Origin of the sequence: Bacillus cereus (assembly GCF_015071065.1) — a bacterium.
GTDB lineage: Bacteria > Bacillota > Bacilli > Bacillales > Bacillaceae_G > Bacillus_A > Bacillus_A cereus_BA.
Genome location: NZ_VOVA01000002.1, coordinates 406925 through 426433 on the forward strand (window position 1 = coordinate 406925; position 19509 = coordinate 426433).

A 19509-nucleotide genomic window follows, 5' to 3' on the forward strand; every position below is an offset into this window, starting at 1 on the left:
AATGCTTGCGATGGGAGTATTATTTGGCATTATTGCTATAATTGGTTTTATGTGGTTATATTATTCGCGTTCGTTTAAACAAGCAGAAGTTTTACTCTTTCAAAAAGGTAGTTTGTTGACAAATCAGTCTAGATATTTAGTATGTCCGAAGTGTGGAAGTGCACAGGCCAGGAGTGGAGGATATCAAGAGTGTTGCAAAACTAGATTATGAAAGAAGGAAGCCTCACATTATTTTGTGAGGCTTCCTTCCTTACAATTTTTTCGCACTCCAAATTGTCCAACGATCTCTTTCGATGATAGGAGAGACGTTTTGTAATGCCGTTTGGATATGATGTAGAAGTTGAGAAAGTTCATTATCTGTTAATTCATATAGAATGGATCGTCCGGTTCGAGGAGATAAATCTTGCAGCAATGCTTCTACAGAATCATGTGTTTTTCGTACTTCCCATTGTGTTTGTATGGGGAATACTTGAAGAGAATATTTTTGTAATTCTTGCTGTATGGTAGTGGTTTTTGGTCTTCTTTTTGATTCTATTTCAATGAGTTTTGGAAATACAGAGAAAAAATATCCACGAATGTGTTCAGGATTTCCTGGAATTGTACAATCTTCAATAGTTCGGTCTTGTAAAATAAGTGTACCGTCTTTTTTTAATATGCGAGAAGCCTCTCGTATAAATATAGGAATATCTTGTAAGTGATGAATGACTGCACGCGAAATGATAAGGTCGAATGTTTCGTTAGGGTATGGAATGTTATGCGCATCACCGTGAATGAATGAAATGTTTGGGAAGGCATTACAATTTTCTTTTGCAGCTTGTAATATTTCTTTTGAAAAGTCAAGCCCAACAACACTTTTGGCTCCCATAAGAGCAAGTTCTTTCGTATAAATGCCGCCACCACAACCTATATCAATTACTTTTTTATTTTGCACATCTACAATATTATTTATTGTGTCCTGCCATGAAATATGTGCGTTACGATTTGCATACGTATACTTATTATTTGCATCATGAAAATTAATGGACATTGTAAAATCCTCCCTTCAATGTATAGTATAGCTCATTCTATATAATGTAACGTTTTTGTTTTATGTATGAGGATTATAAGAATTTCTTATTGGAAAAGGAGAATCGATTTGAAAGGGAAATATTTAATGTTTTTATGTGTTATTTTACTCGCGTCGTGTGGTCAAGCCGAGCAAAAGAAAGAATCGAAACAAGTAGAGGAGACGGTGAATGAAGTGAAAGAACCATTACAAGTAACTGTTATACAAAAAGGTAAAGAAGAAAAAAATTTAAAGAAAATGGATGCGGAGTTGGTGGTGGATATTATAAACAAAGCGGAAAAACAAGAAGTAACGGGTAGTTTTGGTGAACCGGAATATGAAATACAAATTAGTAGAGATGGAAAAAAAGAAACATATTATGCATGGTTAAGAGGAGAAGACCGCCGAGGATGGGTGCAGTATAAGAAAGATATGTATATGCTTAACGAAAAAGATACGGAAAAGCTTTTGGCTATATTTCCAAAGATTCCAGAACAAAAAGAAGATGAGATGCAGGTAGGTACTTTAACAGAAGTAACAAAAAAAGACATGCAGCTTACTGCGTTTCATATTAAAGCAGGTGATCAAAAAATGAATTATACAGTACGTTATACGATTTCACAATCACTATATAATAAGTTAGCAAAGGAACAAGAATATTATTTGCAATTAATTTTCCCGGAAAAGGTTCAAAAATTAATTGGTGCAAAAGAGAGTGAAATAATTTCAGCTGAAAAAGTAAAGGAAGGGTATAAACAGTATGAATTGAATGTTACTGTTCCGATAAAAGATGCTTCAGAATCACAATTAAAATCACTAGAAACCTATTATGATAATTACGATTTACAAATATTAAATAGTAAGAAAGAAGAAGTAGGAGCATTTCAAAACATTATTCAAATTGTTAAAGAGTATGGTGAAAAAATGAATTTACAAAGATAAAGTGAAACTTTAATCAGTGGGGGCATCCCCCGCTGATTATTAGCACGACTCCCACCTAACTTCTTTGCTCCAGTCGAATTTTGAGGTGGGATTCTTACTGCCCGCAAATAGCGGGCAGTAAGAATCATAAAGTCTATATGGCCTTTCCTAGGAAATGATAATAGAGGGGAAGATATCCCCTCTATTATTTTGCTTTTGCAGATGGCTCATTCATTGATTTTCGTGTAATTAGAAAGGAAATCATAAGAGCAGAAAGAATAATAAGGGCTATAAATAAGTGATTTGGTAACCAATCTAATAATAATACGTAACTGACGGTATAAAAAATAAGAGTTGAAGCTAAAAACGATAGAGCGCCTATCATAAGAGATTGTAATTTCATTTTTATTTACCTCCTTTTATTTTTATTTTTGTCTAAAAATGGATGAAATAAACATTATTTCTAACAATAGAAAAAAATATGTCATAATAGAGAAAAGAATAAGTTTTGATGAGTGTATATGGCTCAGTAAAGCGAGATAAAGGAGAGGAATATGAAAAATAATAAAAAAGGGTTATGGGGAATTATTGTTGCAATAGGGTTATTTTTACTATCTAAGTTAAAATGGGTATTTGCAATTTTTAAGTTAGCAAAATTTTCAACAGTATTTAGTATGTTTTTATCGCTTGGTGCATACGCAGTCATATATGGTTGGAAGTTTGGGGTAGCACTCGTGTATTTATTGTTTGTACATGAGATGGGGCATTTATGGGCAGCGAGAAAGAAAGGTATACCAACATCGCCAGCAATCTTCATACCATTTATGGGAGCTCTTATTGGGATGAAAGAGATGCCGAAAAATGCAAAAGATGAAGCTTACATTGCATATATGGGACCTCTTTTCGGATTGCTTTCATTTTTACCCGCGATCCCACTGTATATAATAACGAAAGAGCCATTTTGGGCGCTTATTATTTTACTTGGAAGTATGATTAATTTCTTTAACTTAATTCCAGTTTCTCCGTTAGATGGTGGACGAATAATTTCAGTTGTAAGCACGAAAATTTGGGGAGCAGGGCTAATTTTACTACTCGGCTATTCTATTTACTTCAAGAGTATTTTAGGAGGGTTTATTGTTATTATCGGCTGTATGGAACTATATAGAGTAATAAAGAGAGATGAGCCGATTAAGGAATTAGGATATAAAATCGATGGAATGAAAGAATATGTTGCTAGGCTTGAAGAGGAATTAAAAGAAACTGGTGCGGTGCATCGAACGATTTATATGATTCACCATGAGATGAATGTATTAAGACAAAGAGAACGTGAAAAAGAATTAAAAACAGGAGAACTTCAAAAGATTGAAGTGCTAGAGTACCTTTTACCAAAATTTGAGCCACTTGATTATGTCCCATATGAAGATGAAAAAGAAATGCATACAATTCATATAAGAGAAGCATTTGAAAGGTCAGAAAGAAAATTAAATGAATGGGAAACAGAAAAGGAACAACAAGAAAATTATTATAAAGTCGATACGAAAACGAAATGGACAGTATTTGCTTGCTATATCGGATTAATGGCTATACTCGGTTATACAGCTTATGAAGGTTATGTTGTTTTACAAGAGCATTTACCAAGGAGAAGTTTGTAGAAAAATAGTGTCGAAATGAAAAGAAGGATTTAAACAGGAATTACATTTCTACGAGAGAATGTTACAAGTGTAACATTACATTGTAATATTCATAGTAGAAAAGGGGTTCTGTATATGAAGAAATTGTTAAGTGTATTGATAACTATTACTGTGATGGCAATAGCGAGCTATAGTCTTATGAAAGTACTATTATATTATGCGAATAAGTCTGCTGGAGTAAATACAGTAGCACAAATAGAAGAGGTACAAGAGAAGAAGAAGACACTCGATTTTGTTCGTACGACACATGAAAGTTATAATAATTTCTTGAATTATGGTAAGGCAGAGAAATATACAGATGGGGATTGGAAACATTTTAAACAATGGTTTCAAGAGCAAGAAGCCTCTTTAAAAAATATACATAAAGAAATAAAAAATGAAAAAATAAAACGCGATGTGAATAGAAGTTATGAAATTGTAAAAAAAGGTGTGGAGCTTCAGAATATGGAGTATGTAATCTATGCTCATCGCGTATATCATGACTTGGATATACTTATGAATAAATATAAAGGTGAAACGAATATATGGGGGTATACAGAGTTTGGAAACGGGCAGAATATAAAAGTAATTGAACAAGCAATACAAACAAAGTAGTAGGCTAGCTAGAATTCTAGTTAGCTTTTTTTTTGAGCACAATTAATGAGGGCTAATAATTAGTAGCGGATCGGAACGCGCCATTAGTTAAAATTTATTTAATATGTGCATTGTTCATATATTTTTCACAAAAACACCATGACAATAGTGATTAAAATCACAATATGTATTATACAATTCAGTTAAACTAAAAACAGTTAAGGAAATAGAGGAGTGAGATACAATGTTAAGTGCAAAAACAATTGAAATCGTAAAGTCAACAGTACCGTTATTACAAGAAAAAGGTGTTGAAATTACAACGAGATTTTATCAAATTTTATTTTCGGAACATCCGGAGTTATTGAATATTTTTAACCATACGAATCAGAAAAAGGGAAGACAACAACAAGCGTTAGCAAATGCTGTATATGCAGCTGCAATGTACATTGATAATTTAGAAGCTATTATTCCAGTTGTAAAACAAATCGGTCATAAGCATAGAAGTTTAGGTATTAAAGCAGAGCATTATCCAATAGTAGGTACATGCTTACTACGAGCGATTAAAGAGGTCGCAGGCGCACCTGATGAAGTTTTAAATGCATGGGGAGAAGCGTATGGCGTCATTGCTGATGCATTCATTAGCATTGAAGCGGATATGTATGAAGAAGCTGCACATAAAGAAGGTGGATGGAAAGATTTCCGCAACTTTGTGATTGTTAAAAAAGTGAAGGAAAGCGACGTTATTACATCATTTTATTTAAAACCTGAAGATGGTGGGAAAGTTTCTTCATTCATCCCAGGACAATATGTAACGATTCAAATAAATATTGAAGGTGAAACATATACGCATAATCGTCAATATAGCTTATCTGATGCTCCTGGAAAAGAATATTACCGTATTAGTGTAAAGAAAGAAAAAGGTGTAGATACACCAGATGGTAAAGTATCTAATTACTTACATGATCATGTAGGGGAAGGAGATGTCTTACCAGTAAGTGCACCAGCGGGAGATTTCGTATTAAATATGGAGTCAACATTACCTGTTGTACTAATTAGTGGTGGAGTAGGTATTACACCGATGATGAGTATGTTAAATACGTTAATTGAACAAGAATCAAAGCGTAATGTATGCTTTGTTCATGCGGCGATAAATAGTAATACACATGCGATGAAAGAGCATGTTGAGACAGTAGAAAAAGAGTATGAACAAGTTAAAGCATATACTTGCTATTCTTCACCGACAGAGCAAGATGTGGAAATGAAGAATTTTGATAAAGAAGGATTCATTGAACGTGAATGGTTACAAACTATTATTCCAACGACTGAAGCAGAATTTTATTTCTGCGGTCCAGTACCATTTATGAAACATATAAATGCTGCATTAATTGATTTGGGTGTTAAACAAGAGAACATTCATTATGAATTTTTCGGTCCCGCAGCAAGCTTACAATAGATTAAATTTGAACAAGCAAAAAACGAGGTATTATTTTACCTCGTTTTTTATTTGTTCTCTTAACAGCCGATTTACTGTTTCACGGCGTATGCCTATCAGTTGACCAATTTCAGTTTGCGTTAATATTTCATATATAGGAATGTCACCTAAATATAGTGTGAACCACTCTTGTAAACGATGAAGACGTTCTTTCGGAGAGACGGTTGACAATTGATCAATACGTTGTTGCATCATTCTTAGTTTCGATTGTAATTGCATAGCGATGTCGGCATATGATTCAGGATTTGCTTGAAGTCTATCGTACCATTCGCTACTAGTAATCGGTTCAACCTCTGTTTTTATTAAAGCGATAGCTGTACCGTGATATTCCTTCGGTGAAATTAAAGAATGGTGAGGTATCGTTTCACCAGGAACGATAATATTAAATAAAAATGGTGTTCCGTCTTCTTCTAATCGAATAACTTTTAATAAACCTGTTTTTATAAAGTATAAAGGACCGTCCTCACCTTGACGGAATAATACATTTCCCTTATGTAGAATCAATGTTAGCCCCCCATTAAAACATTTCTATTTCTTATATTTTAGCGTATATGTATAAAGATAATATGCTTTTTAAACAGCAATTTCATTGACGAAATGTATGCTATTACAGTAGTATACTATTTAGTGTGTAATAGTACTAGCAATGAATACGCTGTAGGGGGTTTAGTATATTGTTAGATGCGATGAAGATGACGGATATGAGAATTCCGGCGAATGCTATCATTCATGTAGAAGAGATGAAAGGTGGAGTCGTTTTATCTATTGAAATAGACGGCCAAATTATTTATACGATGGCTTATGATGAAGAAACAGATAGTTATGCTGAATTATATGATCGAAACGATAAGAGGGCGTGCCAAGTACATGAAGACTTTATGGGATGGTCACTTCTTCACTAAAAAGATGTCAATATGACATCTTTTTTTATTGAATCGATAGATTATACAAAGAAATGAAATATAAGGATAAAATTTGTAATAAATGATTTTGCATTGTTAGCACTTTGTAACTGTCAGATAACTGTTTTTTCGCTATCATAAAGATAACAGTCATAGCTATAGGAGTGATCAACTTGAAGAAAGTACATATTTCAAATTTTATGCTATTAAGTGTTTGTTTAGTTTTATTTGTTCTCCTAGGAGCCTTTTTATATTCATGTGTATAAGAAAAAACGCATTCTAGAAAAAACGCGTTATAAAAATGAAGTAATGATTAATCTAGTTCCAAGAATAATTAATGTGATACGTAATAAATTAATTACTGCATTACCGCTTAATTTTGTGTTAATATAAGCCCCGATTTTTCCGCCAATCCATGCACCAGGAATAAGAATTAATGCATAAGCCCAGCTGACATTTCCTAGAGAGATGTGAGTTAAAGAACTTACAATTGCTGAGAGAAATACGATAAACATTGAAGTTGCTACAGCAATGTGTGCTGGGAACGCAAAAAGGAGCATCATCGCTGGCACAAGTAAGGCGCCACCACCAATTCCGAATAATCCGGATATAAATCCAACTATAAAGGCAATAAAGATAGCGAGAAATGGTGGAAATTGATAGTCTACAGTATTTCCTTCGTTATCTGTAAAAGATCGCTTAATTACAGTCATATTTGATAGGGAAAGAGGTTTCAATTTGTCTCGTAGTATAAGAAGGATGGAGACGAATATAAGAAAAATCCCAAAATATAAAGAAAATGTATCTTGGTTTAAAAATTTGTTTGCCCATGATCCAATAATACCACCAGGGCCACTCCCGATAAATAAAATAAGTCCACTTTTATAATCTACCCGTTTATGTTTCATATAAGTAAGGGTAGAAGACAGTCCTGTAAAAACGACTGTTACCATAGAAGTTCCCACTGCGAGTTGTGGGGATAAACTGTGTAATCCAATTAATAACGGAACGATAATAATTCCGCCCCCAAGTCCGACTAGGCTCCCGACTGTCCCAGCGATTAATCCGATGAAAAGTAACATGATGTATTCCAAAATTGCCAACTCCTCTATATAACTTATCCAACAATCATTATACACGCTTTTTAATAAGAAATAGACTTGTTCACAAAAAAGTCGTCTTCCTAGAAAAATAAGGAAGACGACTTTTGATTAAAAGATTAAGTGTAATAAGTAGTAAAATAACGCAGCTACAGAAGCTGAAATAGGAAGTGTAATTACCCATGTAATTAACATGCGTTTTGCAGTTCCCCATTTTACACCTTTCACACGATGAGAAGCACCAACTCCTAAAATAGAAGAAGAGATAACGTGCGTTGTACTAACCGGTAAGTGAATGAATGTTGCACCGAAAATAACAAGTGATGATGATAAATCGGCAGCTACACCATTTACAGGACGAATTTTCATAATTTGTCCACCGACAGTTTTAATAATTTTCCATCCACCGACAGAAGTACCAAGGCCCATTGCAGTTGCACAAGCTAATTGTACCCAGAAAGGGATGTCGTCAGAAGTATGATAGTTATTGGCCATAAGAGCCATCGTAATGATTCCCATTGCTTTTTGTGCATCATTCGTACCGTGTGTAAAAGCTTGTAATGCTGCAGTAAAGATCTGGAATATACGGAAGTTTTTGTTCGTTTTCGTTAAGTTAAAGTTTTTAAATACGACTTTAAAAATACTATATACGATATAACCAATAACAAAAGCGATAATCGGTGAAATGATTAAAGCTTCAAGAATTTTTATAAACCCTTTATAGTTTAATGCGTTAACACCAGCAGCAGCAATTGCTGCACCAGCGATTGCGCCAATGATTGCATGCGAAGAACTACTTGGAATACCATAGTACCAAGTGATTAAATTCCAAACTATTGCCGCAAGCAAAGCAGCTAAAATTACAAGAGAACCATTAGGTAAAGCAAATGGGTCAACGATATCTTTTGTAATAGTTTTTGCTACACCTGTAAATGTCATCGCACCTAAAAAGTTCATAATAGCTGCCATAATAATTGCATGTCTAGGCTTTAGAGCTTTCGTTGAAACAGCCGTTGCAATAGCGTTTGCTGTATCGTGAAATCCATTGATAAAGTCAAAAGCTAAAGCGCAAATGACTACTAAAACGGTCAGTATCAAGAGTGTATCCATGATCAAACTCCTTACGCGTTCTTCATAATGATTGTTTCTAATACGTTTGCAACGCTTTGACAGCTATCAGCTACTTCTTCAAGCTCTTCGTAAATCTCTTTAAATTGAATAATCTTAATCGGATCTTTCTCACGAGAGAATAGGTGCTTAATCGCATGACGGCGAATATCATCACATTGTGACTCGTAATCCTTAATCTTAATCGCATTTGTACGAATATCGACTAATTTCTTTTTAGACAGTAATTCAACAGAGTTTGCAATTTCAATCGCACATTGATTAATTGCTTCTACGAATTTAATCATGTATTCATCAGCTTCTGTAATAGAATACATTTCGAATAGACTAGCACTATGATCTAGTCCGTCTAATACATCATCCATACTCATTGCAAGCTGTAGGATGTCTTCACGTTCAATAGGAGTAATGAACGCTTTGTTTAGCTCCATAATGATTTCGTGAATAAATGAGTCACCTTTTGACTCATACTCTTTCATGCGCATAGAAAACTCTTTTAAATCGCTAGCATTTTTAATTTTATACTCCACGAAAAACTGCGCGCCTTCTTTTAAATTTTCGGAAACATTCATTAGCATTTCAGAAAATTTATCTTTTTTTGATTTAAAGACCATTATTGTTACCCCCACAAAAGTAATATATGTAAAATATATTGGCTAGTCAATTCTAACAAAAAACTGTCGTTTTTTAAAACATTTTATCGAAAAATTTACAAAAACTTAACATAACTCACATTGTTGTATTAATAATATTAATACTTAATGATGAATATCTTACTTGTAGAATGTCCTTTTCTTGTGAAAAGTATGAATGTGAAAGAAAAGCTTTACACTATAGGAACGACTACGTTATTATAATAAATTTAAAAGGAGGTATATTCTTCCTTTTAAAAAGAAGAGTGTAAACAAATGAAGGAAGTGAACGAATGAAATTGAAGAACACTCACTTTAAAAAAACGCTTGAGTGGTTCAATGAGAGGAAGAAACTACGCAATTCATTAATTGTATTGGGAAGTTTACTTGCTACTCTATTTATTGTTGTAAATATAATAATTTCCATTCAAGATATATCTGAATTAAAACAAGCTGTTCCACAACCGACTTTAATTTATGATGCAAATAATGAAGTTGCGACTAAATTAGCTTCTTCTAAAACAGAAGGGGTCAAAAGGAAAGATATTCCTGATATTATGGTTCAAGCAATTGTTGCAGTAGAAGATAAGGAATTTTTTAGTCATCATGGTATTTACTATAGTGGAATCATAAGTGCTGTATTTAAGAACATTACAGCCGGTGAAGTTGTGGCAGGTGGTAGTACAATTACACAACAACTTGCGAAAAATGTATTTTTAACGCAAGACCGTACATTCTCGCGTAAAATAAAGGAATACTTTCTAACGAAAAAAATAGAACGTACTTATACGAAAGATGAAATTGTTGAAATGTATATGAATCAAATTTATTTTGGTGAAGGTGCTTGGGGGATAAAAAGAGCAGCTAAATCTTATTTTGATAAAGAAGTAAAAGACTTAACGATTTCAGAAGCTGCAACGATTGCAGGATTAATTAAAGCGCCATCTGCGTATTCGCCGTATAAAAACTTTAATAAGTCAATTGAAAGACGTAATGTCGTATTAAGTTTAATGAAGGAACAAGGATATATTTCTGAAGAACAATATAATCAGGAAAAAGAATCAGGTCTTGTATTACGACGTGGTGTTGACGATAAATATAAGGGGAAATATTCTCAATACGTAGATTATATTGTTAGAGAAGCGATGGACAAGTATGAATTAACACAAAATGAAATTTTAGCAGGTGGTTATCGTATTTATACGGAACTTGATCCGAAAAAACAACAAGCGGTTGAAGATGTTGTGAATAATGATAGTTATTTTAAAGATAGTGGTTCAGATCAGCTTATGCAAACTGGAGTGGTTCTTATGAATCCAAAAACTGGCGGTGTTCCGGCTTTAGTTGGAGGCAGAGGTCCTTATCAATTTTTACAGTTTAATCATGCAACACAATTAAAAAGACAGCCAGGTTCAACGTTAAAGCCTCTTGCAGTGTATGTACCAGCATTAGAGCAAGGATATGAAGTATACGATGTATTAAAAGATGAACCGTTTAATATTAAAGAATATGCACCACAAAATAGTGATCATACGTTCCATGGTAATGTGACGATGTATGAAGCAGTGGCAAAGTCATATAATGTTTCAGCAGTTTGGCTATTAGAGCAAATTGGATTAGATAAAGGATTGAAATCTTTAGAGCGGTTTGGTATTCCATTAGATCCTGAAGACCGTACGTATCCGATTGCTTTAGGAGGTATGCATGTAGGGACTTCACCTTTTGTAATGGCTCAAGCGTATAGCGCATTTGCAAATGATGGTGTCCAAGTAGAAGCTCATGCCATTAGAGAAATCCAAAATGCTGAAGGAGAAACAATTGGAAAATGGTATAAGAAAGAAACTCGTGTGACGAACGAGAAAGTTGCCCAAAAGATGACATACTTATTAAAAGGTGTTGTTGAAAGGGGAACGGGTGAAAAAGCGAAAGTTAATAATATCGATACAGCAGGCAAGACAGGGACTACCCAGCTTGTAAACGGACCAAGCATTGGTGCGAAGGATTCGTGGTTTGTTGGATACACACCGGATTTAGTAGGTGCGATTTGGGTAGGGTATGATAAAACGGATAGTGAGCATTATGTGCCAGGAGGTAGTCAAATTACAACGACAATGTTCCGGGACATTATGAAGAAAGCGAATGGAAATCCAACTCAAAAGGCATTTCAGTTATCGCTAATACCTGAGGCGGATTATACAAAACAATTAAAAATGATTGAGGAGGAAAAACGAAGAAAAGAAGAAGAGGAAAAGCGAAAAGAAGAGGAACAACAAAGAAAAGAACAGCAAAAGGAATGGATAGATAAAGTAAAAGAGTGGATTCCATTTTGGTAAAAAAAGAGGCGAATAACGAGTTCGCCTCTTTTTTATGAGAAATGAGTGATTTTATCTCGATTCAAAATTTGGTAGCAGAAAAGAAGTCTGGTGGGAGTCGAGCTGCCTATAAAAATTCGATTGTTTTAACTTAATAATCAGTGGGTAGGGGGAAAAATCCACTGATTAAAGCTTCAATTTATTTGTTTAGCGTAACATGGGTACTGCCGAAGGATTGAGAATCATACGTGACGGTTATTATTCCTTTACTAATAGGTTCATATGGTAATTCCTCTTCGTAACTTCCAGTATTTTCATTATGGATAGAGAGTGTTATTTCATCAACGTCTTTATTTTTATATTGATCTTTAATCGTTTCGGCGATTTGAAGTAGGTTTTCATAACTAGAAGCTTCTGTAATAAGCATTCCTTTTATAATCTTTTTTTCATTTTGTGTGGAAGAGGAATACGGGACTTTATTTTGTTTTGTATACAGAAGTTCGTATGGAACTGTTTTTCTTTCTGCTTTTGAAATGTTTGAATATTTTAGAGTTAAAAGAAATCCTATACATAAAATTATGCATACCATAAGAACAAACCAAAAACGTGTCAGTGATATAATTCGCATTATCATCCCTCTTTCATGTCTTTGTCTTCACTATTCATCATACAAAAAGAGGATTAAGCTAGAGTAAATTTGAAGTAAAGAAACGTAAAGAAGGAGCACTTATCCTCCAAAATAAGTGCTCCTTTTTATTAAAAAAAAGATTTAACATACAATCAAAATAATACAAATTACTATAAATCAAACATTCTTGGTCGTTCAAAAATAAGATGAAAACTAAAAATTAGTAAATTCGGAAGACTGATAGTGTAGCTGTTGTGTCACCAGTGTTAGGGATGGAAATAGTATTTACTGTAGGTTGTATAGAGATTGTTGTACCAGCTGTTAAAGTAACAATTGTAGAGAAAGAAACCGCACTACCGATAACGTTAGTTGAAAAATTACGAGTAGGTGGTTGACCGTTGAATGAAATACCGAATCCAAATGGTGAAGAACCCGGGAAGGTTGTAGATGCTGAGAAACTAATATCGTATACTCCTGTTTCTAAAATAGTTAAAGTATCTGAAGTGTCATTAAAAAAGAGATTATTTAGTTCGAAAACTTGATTGAATTGGATATTTGTTCCAGGAGATATGGTTTGTGGGTTAGAATTTCCTATTGCTGCTATAGTTACAGGGAGTGGTGTGCCCGACGGTCCAGTAGCGCCAGTCGGCCCTTGGATACCTTGAGATCCTTGAGCACCAGTAGCACCTTGAGCGCCAGCTGGTCCTTGAGCACCAGTAGCACCTTGAGAACCAGCTGGTCCTTGAATACCTTGAGAGCCTTGAGCACCAGTAGCACCTTGAGAACCAGCTGGCCCTTGAATACCTTGAGGTCCTTGAGCGCCAGTAGTACCTTGAGTGCCAGCCGGTCCCTGAGCGCCAGCCGGTCCTTGAGCTCCAACTGGTCCTTGAATACCTTGAGAGCCTTGAGATCCAGTAGCACCTTGAGCGCCAGCTGGTCCCTGAGCTCCTTGAGGCCCTTGAGGTCCAGTAGCACCCGTAGGACCTATTGCTCCTCCGCCAAGGCAACCTGATCCATATTGCACTAGGATAGCTTGAATTTCTGTAATGAGCTTAACGAGTTTATCGATAGTACAGCAATCGATTTTGAATAACTTAGCAATATACAATAAATAATTAAGCAGACTTTGTAGTTCAACGTATAATGCTCCGCATGAGAAAGGTGATGTCTTTAGGATAGTTAATAAGTTAGCAATAATGGAGTTTCCGATTTTTTCTTGTGCAGGTGATAAATCTAAGCAACTGAGGAATTTTTGAAGATTATTTAGGATATCAATTAGTTTATCAATATTATCTTGAGAAGGGTTTTGAAATACGGCTTGAATATTTTGACCAAGAGCTTGAAGAAGTCTAACATACTCTTTAAGTTCGGACTTAGAGATATTAATATAACTGCAAGCTCTTACTTCGCAACAATCATTACCATAGAATACTTTCCCTTTATTTTTGTTGGACATTTTTTCATTCCTTTCTTTTATAGAATAAATAGTCTTTACTATATAATAAAATGAAAATTAAACTGAACTCGTGATGGACAAACTACTATTTCAAAAAAAATAAGAAGTTTACCCATCTTGCGAAAACAAAGAAAGATTAAGAGGTAGAGAAAGATTTATATAAGTAAAAAAAGAATAGGCTATAATAAAAAAACTGCACGCCAATTGTTAGGTTATATCTAACAATTGGCGTGCAGTTCCTGGAACAGTCCAACCTTTTTAATGATTAATTCTTTCAGGGTTTGTTTTAGGTAAAATTGGGATAGAAATAGTGAAAGTTGTACCGTTTTGATTACTAGTAACTTTTAATGTGCCATTATGATTTTGAATAATTTTCTTCGTTACTGATAATCCCAGTCCCGTTCCTGAGTCTTTTGTAGAGAAAAACGGATCAAATATATATTCTTGAATAGCTGGAGGAATGCCGGTTCCATTATCTTTGAAAGTAATACGAACAAAATTATTTAAGCGATAACTAGTAATTTGAATAGAAAGAGGTTCTTCACCTTGAGCGTCGACAGCATTTTGAAATAAATTTAAAAAAACTTGCACGAGTTCATGGCGATCAATATTGACGAGTACACCATCTAATTCGGTAGAAAAATCATAGTCAATAGAAATGTTGTGCAAAAAAACTTCACTAGCAAGTAGTTGTTGAATATACTCGCGTAAAAACGTATTGATTGGAAAATGTTCTCTAGTAAATTCACGCGTTTTTGAAATAGCTAAAAATTTTGTAATAATACTATTGGCACGATCTAATTCAGGGATGAGTAAACTTTTAAACAATTCTTTATTGGATGGAGAAACGCTATCTTGTAGAAATTGCAAGTACCCACGTACCGTTGTAAGGGGATTTCGTACTTCATGTGCAATCCCAGCTGCAATTCGCCCAGCTAGGGAAAACTTTTCGGCATCACGTTCTGTATTTAAATAATGAAATACACTAATAACTCGGAAAATCTCTCCATTATAATCACGAATAATGCGGTTATTTACGATGCCATAGTTTTTGTCTAACACTTCCTCATTATATATTTCGGTTCCCGTTTTTAACGTTTCAATAGCTTTAATTTGTTCTTCAGGTAAGTTTAATAATTGTTGAATTGGTTTCCTAATTATAGAATTTCGTATTACACCAAAATCATCTGCTGCAGCTTGATTACATAATGTAATGTTACCTTTATTATCAATAAAAGTGACGTGATGCGAGAATGCATCGAAAATATGAACAAAATGTTTTTCGAGTTGTTCAAATAAAAATAGTGAATCGCAAGTAAGCTGAAAGGTAGGCTCTTTATCTTTTTGTTGTATGTGTTGAATAGAATGAGATGTTCTCGTTTTTTTTATTTGCAAACCAATATGTGGATTTTTATATGTGAAATGATGTGGTAATTGATTTACAAGCTCTTCATATAACCGTACTTTATTTTCCAATTCTTTTATTCGATTTTCATGAGATAAAATAATATCGTCTTGAAGCATAAATAAATAACCCCTCAATTTAAAAATTCTTCCATTTAGTATATCATATTTTTATACGGATACTCTTAAAGAATGAGCGACTTTATGAAAGTGATCGGATGGTATTTTTGTGAAGTAATATAGAATGAGTGTAAGCTGAAGTTGGGAAGGGAGGAATTTGTTTGCTTTTTATTGGAGTGACGGGATGGGGAGATCATGATTCTTTATATAGTAATCCCTATGAAAATAGAAATAAATTGCGAACTTATAGTGAACATTTTCCCATTGTGGAAGTAGATAGTTCATTTTATGCGATACAACCTGCGCGGAATTATACAAAATGGGCGATGGAAACGCCGAAAGATTTTTCTTTTATAGTAAAAGCTTATCAAGGAATGACAGGACATATGAAAGGGGAAATCCCTTTTTCTACGTTCGATGAGATGTTTGATGTGTATAAACAATCAATTCTTCCTTTAATAGAAGCGAATAAATTAAAAATGATTTTATTTCAATATCCACCATGGTTCGATTGTAAAGTGAAAAATGTAGATTTACTTCGATACACGAAAGAAAAAATGGAAGATTTCCCATGTGCAATAGAATTTCGAAATCAAACATGGTTTTATCCAGAAATGAGAGATAAGACGTTACAATTTTTAGAACAAGAAAAATGGATTCATACAATTTGCGATGAGCCTCAGGCAGGAATAGGATCAGTACCGCTTGTATTAGAGGCAACAAACTCAGACATGGCGTTAATACGTTTTCATGGCCGGAATGTTCATGGATGGCTTGACAAAGGAGAAAATTGGAGAGCGGTTCGTTGTTTATATCGCTACAATAATAATGAGTTGAAAGAATGGGTAAAACGATTAGAGCAATTGAAAAAAAAGACTAAGGACATATACGTTTTGTTTAACAATAATTCGGGTGGGGATGCGGCGGACAATGCGAAACAGTTGATGGAAATGACGAATATTACATATGGCGAGCCGAAACCAGAGCAATTAAATTTATTTGAATAAATACAAACAAGAAAAGCACTGTACAAACAGGGGGAATGTACAATGCTTTTCTATATGAAAAAGAGGGGTAACAATGTTACTGAGCGTTTGGTTGATTCATCAATTGTTGGCTTCGTAATAAATGATAATGGTTATCATTATCATAGTCAATAGTTTTTCGAAAAATAAATAAAAAACTTTTGATATTTTGAAAATAAATAAAAAAAGAACAGCGATTACTGCTGTTCTTTTCCATTGACGAATTGTTGTAAATCAAAAGGAGTTATCGCTTGGATAAATTCCTTTGAGATAAGTGTTTGAACAAGAGTGCTTTCAGAAATTGTAGCACCTGTTTTCTTTTCATAAGATTTCTTTAATAAATCAAGTTTTTCAGCCGTTTCTTTCGGTAATTCAATTGTTAATGTGTTCATAATTTCTCCCCCTTACTATTAGAGTACCACTACAGTATAGGAGAGACAAGAAAAGAGAATATGAAACATAAAAAAGGTTACCAAATTTACAAATGGTAACCTTTTTTATGTATAAGAGTTATTAAGCAATACCGATATACTTTAAAGTTTTTGATGGAGTACTGTGATCAAAGAAGTGTTGTAAAAATGCAATATCAACACCTGATTTGTATGCACAATAGCCCCAAGTTTTTCGAAGTGTATGTGAGCTAATCCCTTCTAATCCAACTTCTTTTGCAGCTTTGTTTAAAATGTACCATGCATGTTGTCTCGTAATAGACTTTGTTCCTTTTTGAGACTTTAATAATGGTTCATTACGTTTCCAAGTTTTACGTTCTTTCATGTAGTCTTCGATTGCGTGCTGTAAGTCTTCATTTACAGCAAACCATTTATGTTTCTTTACTTTTTCATTGTAAAATAAAATGGAATGGCGAACATTTTCATTTTCATCGATTACATCACTAACTTTTAATTGTAAGATTTCACTTACTTTCAAGCCAGAATTTACAGCTAATACGAATAATAAGCCATCACGTTTCGAAGATTGTAAAAGTATATTTTTGATAGTTTCTAATTGTTTTTCGTTTTGAATAGGTTGTCCTGCTTGTTTCATTTCACGCACTCTCCTCTTTTATATGTGTAAAGGAAAGGATTAACTTGTTTCTTACTATAAAGGGAGAGTGTGAATTTCATGTGAACTCCTAGTGAAATTAAGACAAATTATTTGACTTCTTTCACTTTTTGTAAATTAAAATAAAATACAACACTATTAGTTGTATTATACACACCGTATTCAGCGCGATGTAAGTCTAAAATGTTTTTCACAATGGATAACCCAAGGCCAGTACCTCCAGTATGACGGCTACGAGAAGCGTCTAAACGGTAGAAGCGATCCCAAATTTTTTCAAGGCTTTCTTCTGGAATAGGATTGCCTGTGTTTTCAATTTCGATTTTCACTGTATCTTCCGTTTCTACAATAGAGACGTGTATTTTTTCACCATCTGGAGTATATCGAATTGCATTGCTAAGCAAGTTCACAACTACTTGCTTAATACGGCTACGATTTGCTTTAACAAATAGAGAAGAGTCAGCATGGATGTCCACTTGTAAATGTTTTTCCTCCATGCTAAATAATAACTTTGTATAGACTTGTTGAATTAATTCGCCAATCGAGAATGTCGACATTTCTAGTTTGTACGTACCTGATTCTAGTTTTGCTAATTCTAACATTTCAACAATGAGCCTGTTCATATTATCTGTCTCTTCCAAAATAACATTTGTATAATATGTCGTATCTTTACTTACGCCATCCTGAATACCTTCAGCGAAGCTACGAATAACACTAAGTGGTGTTTTTAATTCATGAGATACACCAGAAATGAATTCTTTTCTCGTTTTTTCCAATTGACGTTCGCGTTCAATATCTTGTTGTAATTTTGTATTGGCAACATTTAATCGGTCGATTCGATCTTTTAAATTTACAGAGAGTGTATTAATACTACTTGATAACCCGCCAATTTCATCGTCTGCTGTAACAGGTAACTTCTCGCTAAAATCAAAGTTGGCCATTTTTTTTGTAACGCGATTTATCTTAATTAATGGTTTAACAATGATTTTTGAGTAGTAGAAGGATAACAAAATAATAACGAGAAATACGATAATTAAGGCATAGACATAATAATCTTTTAAAACGAGCATCGCTTCATTAACAGGTTGTAAAGATGCTATCACAAAAGCGTACTCCTTAATTACTCCGTTTTCCATAATAGGCTTTACAAAGACACTGTTTTTTATATTTTCCCCACTATCTAAAATATACGTGTTTAATTGATTTGAATTAGAAGTACCTTGTCTAATAGTTCTTGCAAAATATTGAACAGCTTGTAATGTTTCAAAATCCTTTGCAAGACGAACCTCAGCCTTGGAAGGAAGCTGTAATTTAGATATTACCCCAGTAAAATGGATTGGAGAACCAGTATTATCATATCGATTTTTAAGTTTATTTTTAGATGGATTACCACTAATGGATTGAAAATCTGAATTGAATTGTTCATTTTCCCATCTAGTATTATTAGTTATTAATTCTTGAGGTGTTATTACATTATTCGATTGGAGTAGTCCGTTTACATAAATTATTCCATCCTTTTTTAATCCTAAGTTTGCGAATTTATTATATTCTTCTGGTGTTAAAAGATTGTTAAGGGGGATGGAATAGGTTTTATTATTGTCAGGGTTAATCACATCAATGTAAAAACTGTATTCACTTTTAATAATTCCGTTAGAATCTAAAAATTGGATTTCGGCATTTGTTTTATCATGAAATTCTTGTTTTAATTTTCTAGTTTCCTCAAAGTCTTGGGCGCTTTTTTCGTAATTATCTACGAATTTTTCAAAAGCCGTTTGAACGGTTTTTACTTTTTTATTAATATAAAACTTCTCTAAAAATAGAGATTGTCCAAGAAAAAAAAGGAGAAATATGATTGTAAATAAAGTTGATGTTAATAAAAATAGTTTAAAGACGATGCTTCTGTTCTTCACTGTTTCACCTCGTATGAAAAATACTGTAATATAAATGATTTCTTAATTATAACAAAGGTTACAAAAAAGTAGAGGGGATAAATCTGTCTCTCTCTAAAGTAGTTTTTTATA

The 19509-nt window shown here is 33.7% G+C and carries 20 protein-coding genes; 8 read left to right on the forward strand and 12 right to left on the reverse strand.

Features of this window, described 5'->3' with window-relative positions; translation table 11 throughout:
* Position 1 precedes the first annotated feature (1 nt).
* Complete coding sequence (locus tag FT637_RS08090; protein ID WP_000880631.1) at positions 2–211, forward strand: hypothetical protein; 210 nt, start codon at positions 2–4, stop codon at positions 209–211.
* Positions 212–250: 39 nt separating this feature from the next.
* Here FT637_RS08090 and FT637_RS08095 read toward each other — a convergent pair whose 3' ends face one another.
* Complete coding sequence (locus tag FT637_RS08095) at positions 251–1027, reverse strand: class I SAM-dependent methyltransferase (RefSeq protein WP_193645842.1); 777 nt, start codon at positions 1025–1027, stop codon at positions 251–253.
* 108 nt (positions 1028–1135) lie between these two features.
* Here FT637_RS08095 and FT637_RS08100 point away from each other — a divergent pair, with 108 nt between their 5' ends.
* Positions 1136–1987, forward strand: coding sequence for a hypothetical protein (locus FT637_RS08100; protein ID WP_193645843.1), 852 nt, complete (start codon positions 1136–1138; stop codon positions 1985–1987).
* Between the two features lie 184 nt (positions 1988–2171).
* Here the strand turns inward: FT637_RS08100 and FT637_RS08105 are convergent, their stop codons facing one another.
* The gene (locus FT637_RS08105; protein WP_000776287.1) at positions 2172–2369 is read right to left on the reverse strand and encodes a hypothetical protein; all 198 of its coding nucleotides are present in this window, start codon (positions 2367–2369) and stop codon (positions 2172–2174) included.
* A 151-nt stretch (positions 2370–2520) separates the two neighbouring features.
* On the opposite strand from FT637_RS08105, the gene FT637_RS08110 reads away from it, so the two are divergent.
* The 3 genes from FT637_RS08110 (at position 2521) to hmpA (ending at position 5683) form a co-directional block, all read left to right on the forward strand.
* The gene (locus FT637_RS08110; protein ID WP_193645844.1) at positions 2521–3618 is read left to right on the forward strand and encodes a site-2 protease family protein; all 1098 of its coding nucleotides are present in this window, start codon (positions 2521–2523) and stop codon (positions 3616–3618) included.
* Between the two features lie 114 nt (positions 3619–3732).
* The gene (locus FT637_RS08115) at positions 3733–4251 is read left to right on the forward strand and encodes a hypothetical protein (protein WP_193645845.1); all 519 of its coding nucleotides are present in this window, start codon (positions 3733–3735) and stop codon (positions 4249–4251) included.
* Positions 4252–4474: 223 nt separating this feature from the next.
* Complete coding sequence (gene hmpA, locus FT637_RS08120) at positions 4475–5683, forward strand: NO-inducible flavohemoprotein (protein ID WP_193645846.1); 1209 nt, start codon at positions 4475–4477, stop codon at positions 5681–5683.
* A 30-nt stretch (positions 5684–5713) separates the two neighbouring features.
* Here hmpA and FT637_RS08125 read toward each other — a convergent pair whose 3' ends face one another.
* On the reverse strand, positions 5714–6226 hold the full coding sequence (locus FT637_RS08125; RefSeq protein ID WP_193645847.1) for a Crp/Fnr family transcriptional regulator: 513 nt from the start codon (positions 6224–6226) through the stop codon (positions 5714–5716).
* A gap of 170 nt (positions 6227–6396) precedes the next feature.
* Between FT637_RS08125 and FT637_RS08130 the strand changes: the two genes are divergently transcribed.
* The gene (locus FT637_RS08130) at positions 6397–6624 is read left to right on the forward strand and encodes a hypothetical protein (RefSeq protein WP_193645848.1); all 228 of its coding nucleotides are present in this window, start codon (positions 6397–6399) and stop codon (positions 6622–6624) included.
* Positions 6625–6917: 293 nt separating this feature from the next.
* On the opposite strand, the gene FT637_RS08135 is transcribed toward FT637_RS08130, so the two are convergent.
* From FT637_RS08135 to FT637_RS08145, 3 genes are all read right to left on the reverse strand, one after another.
* The gene (locus FT637_RS08135) at positions 6918–7718 is read right to left on the reverse strand and encodes a sulfite exporter TauE/SafE family protein (protein ID WP_002158631.1); all 801 of its coding nucleotides are present in this window, start codon (positions 7716–7718) and stop codon (positions 6918–6920) included.
* A 117-nt stretch (positions 7719–7835) separates the two neighbouring features.
* Positions 7836–8834 carry an inorganic phosphate transporter gene (locus FT637_RS08140; protein WP_193645849.1) on the reverse strand — a complete coding sequence of 333 codons (999 nt, stop codon included), beginning with the start codon at positions 8832–8834 and terminating at the stop codon, positions 7836–7838.
* Positions 8835–8845: 11 nt separating this feature from the next.
* Positions 8846–9466 carry a DUF47 domain-containing protein gene (locus FT637_RS08145; protein ID WP_002086688.1) on the reverse strand — a complete coding sequence of 207 codons (621 nt, stop codon included), beginning with the start codon at positions 9464–9466 and terminating at the stop codon, positions 8846–8848.
* Between the two features lie 311 nt (positions 9467–9777).
* Between FT637_RS08145 and FT637_RS08150 the strand changes: the two genes are divergently transcribed.
* Positions 9778–11817, forward strand: coding sequence for a transglycosylase domain-containing protein (locus FT637_RS08150; protein WP_193645850.1), 2040 nt, complete (start codon positions 9778–9780; stop codon positions 11815–11817).
* Positions 11818–11995: 178 nt separating this feature from the next.
* Here the strand turns inward: FT637_RS08150 and FT637_RS08155 are convergent, their stop codons facing one another.
* The 3 genes from FT637_RS08155 to FT637_RS08165 form a co-directional block, all read right to left on the reverse strand.
* Positions 11996–12424 (reverse strand): hypothetical protein, encoded by a 429-nt coding sequence (locus FT637_RS08155; protein WP_193645851.1) that lies wholly within the window; start codon positions 12422–12424, stop codon positions 11996–11998.
* Positions 12425–12644: 220 nt separating this feature from the next.
* A complete protein-coding gene (locus FT637_RS08160; RefSeq protein WP_193645852.1) occupies positions 12645–13880 on the reverse strand; it encodes a Gly-Xaa-Xaa repeat protein in 1236 nt (411 codons plus the stop codon).
* Between the two features lie 258 nt (positions 13881–14138).
* The gene (locus FT637_RS08165; RefSeq protein WP_193645853.1) at positions 14139–15404 is read right to left on the reverse strand and encodes an ATP-binding protein; all 1266 of its coding nucleotides are present in this window, start codon (positions 15402–15404) and stop codon (positions 14139–14141) included.
* 161 nt (positions 15405–15565) lie between these two features.
* Between FT637_RS08165 and FT637_RS08170 the strand changes: the two genes are divergently transcribed.
* A complete protein-coding gene (locus FT637_RS08170) occupies positions 15566–16411 on the forward strand; it encodes a DUF72 domain-containing protein (protein WP_193645854.1) in 846 nt (281 codons plus the stop codon).
* A gap of 215 nt (positions 16412–16626) precedes the next feature.
* Here FT637_RS08170 and FT637_RS08175 read toward each other — a convergent pair whose 3' ends face one another.
* The 3 genes from FT637_RS08175 to FT637_RS08185 form a co-directional block, all read right to left on the reverse strand.
* The gene (locus FT637_RS08175) at positions 16627–16821 is read right to left on the reverse strand and encodes a DUF3924 family protein (protein WP_002149425.1); all 195 of its coding nucleotides are present in this window, start codon (positions 16819–16821) and stop codon (positions 16627–16629) included.
* 121 nt (positions 16822–16942) lie between these two features.
* On the reverse strand, positions 16943–17473 hold the full coding sequence (locus FT637_RS08180) for a tyrosine-type recombinase/integrase (protein ID WP_000806236.1): 531 nt from the start codon (positions 17471–17473) through the stop codon (positions 16943–16945).
* 107 nt (positions 17474–17580) lie between these two features.
* Positions 17581–19398: a sensor histidine kinase gene (locus FT637_RS08185; RefSeq protein ID WP_193645855.1), complete on the reverse strand. Its 1818-nt coding sequence runs from the start codon at positions 19396–19398 to the stop codon at positions 17581–17583.
* Between the last annotated feature and the right edge of the window lie 111 nt (positions 19399–19509).

Coding starts and splice junctions, on each gene's coding strand:
- FT637_RS08095 (WP_193645842.1), bottom strand. CDS start 1,027: ATGTCCATTAATTTTCATGATGCAAATAATAAGTATACGTATGCAAAT.
- FT637_RS08165 (WP_193645853.1), bottom strand. CDS start 15,404: ATGCTTCAAGACGATATTATTTTATCTCATGAAAATCGAATAAAAGAA.
- FT637_RS08155 (WP_193645851.1), bottom strand. CDS start 12,424: ATGCGAATTATATCACTGACACGTTTTTGGTTTGTTCTTATGGTATGC.
- FT637_RS08145 (WP_002086688.1), bottom strand. CDS start 9,466: ATGGTCTTTAAATCAAAAAAAGATAAATTTTCTGAAATGCTAATGAAT.
- hmpA (WP_193645846.1), top strand. CDS start 4,475: ATGTTAAGTGCAAAAACAATTGAAATCGTAAAGTCAACAGTACCGTTA.
- FT637_RS08110 (WP_193645844.1), top strand. CDS start 2,521: ATGAAAAATAATAAAAAAGGGTTATGGGGAATTATTGTTGCAATAGGG.
- FT637_RS08175 (WP_002149425.1), bottom strand. CDS start 16,821: ATGAACACATTAACAATTGAATTACCGAAAGAAACGGCTGAAAAACTT.
- FT637_RS08115 (WP_193645845.1), top strand. CDS start 3,733: ATGAAGAAATTGTTAAGTGTATTGATAACTATTACTGTGATGGCAATA.
- FT637_RS08090 (WP_000880631.1), top strand. CDS start 2: ATGCTTGCGATGGGAGTATTATTTGGCATTATTGCTATAATTGGTTTT.
- FT637_RS08140 (WP_193645849.1), bottom strand. CDS start 8,834: ATGGATACACTCTTGATACTGACCGTTTTAGTAGTCATTTGCGCTTTA.
- FT637_RS08150 (WP_193645850.1), top strand. CDS start 9,778: ATGAAATTGAAGAACACTCACTTTAAAAAAACGCTTGAGTGGTTCAAT.
- FT637_RS08180 (WP_000806236.1), bottom strand. CDS start 17,473: ATGAAACAAGCAGGACAACCTATTCAAAACGAAAAACAATTAGAAACT.
- FT637_RS08105 (WP_000776287.1), bottom strand. CDS start 2,369: ATGAAATTACAATCTCTTATGATAGGCGCTCTATCGTTTTTAGCTTCA.
- FT637_RS08160 (WP_193645852.1), bottom strand. CDS start 13,880: ATGTCCAACAAAAATAAAGGGAAAGTATTCTATGGTAATGATTGTTGC.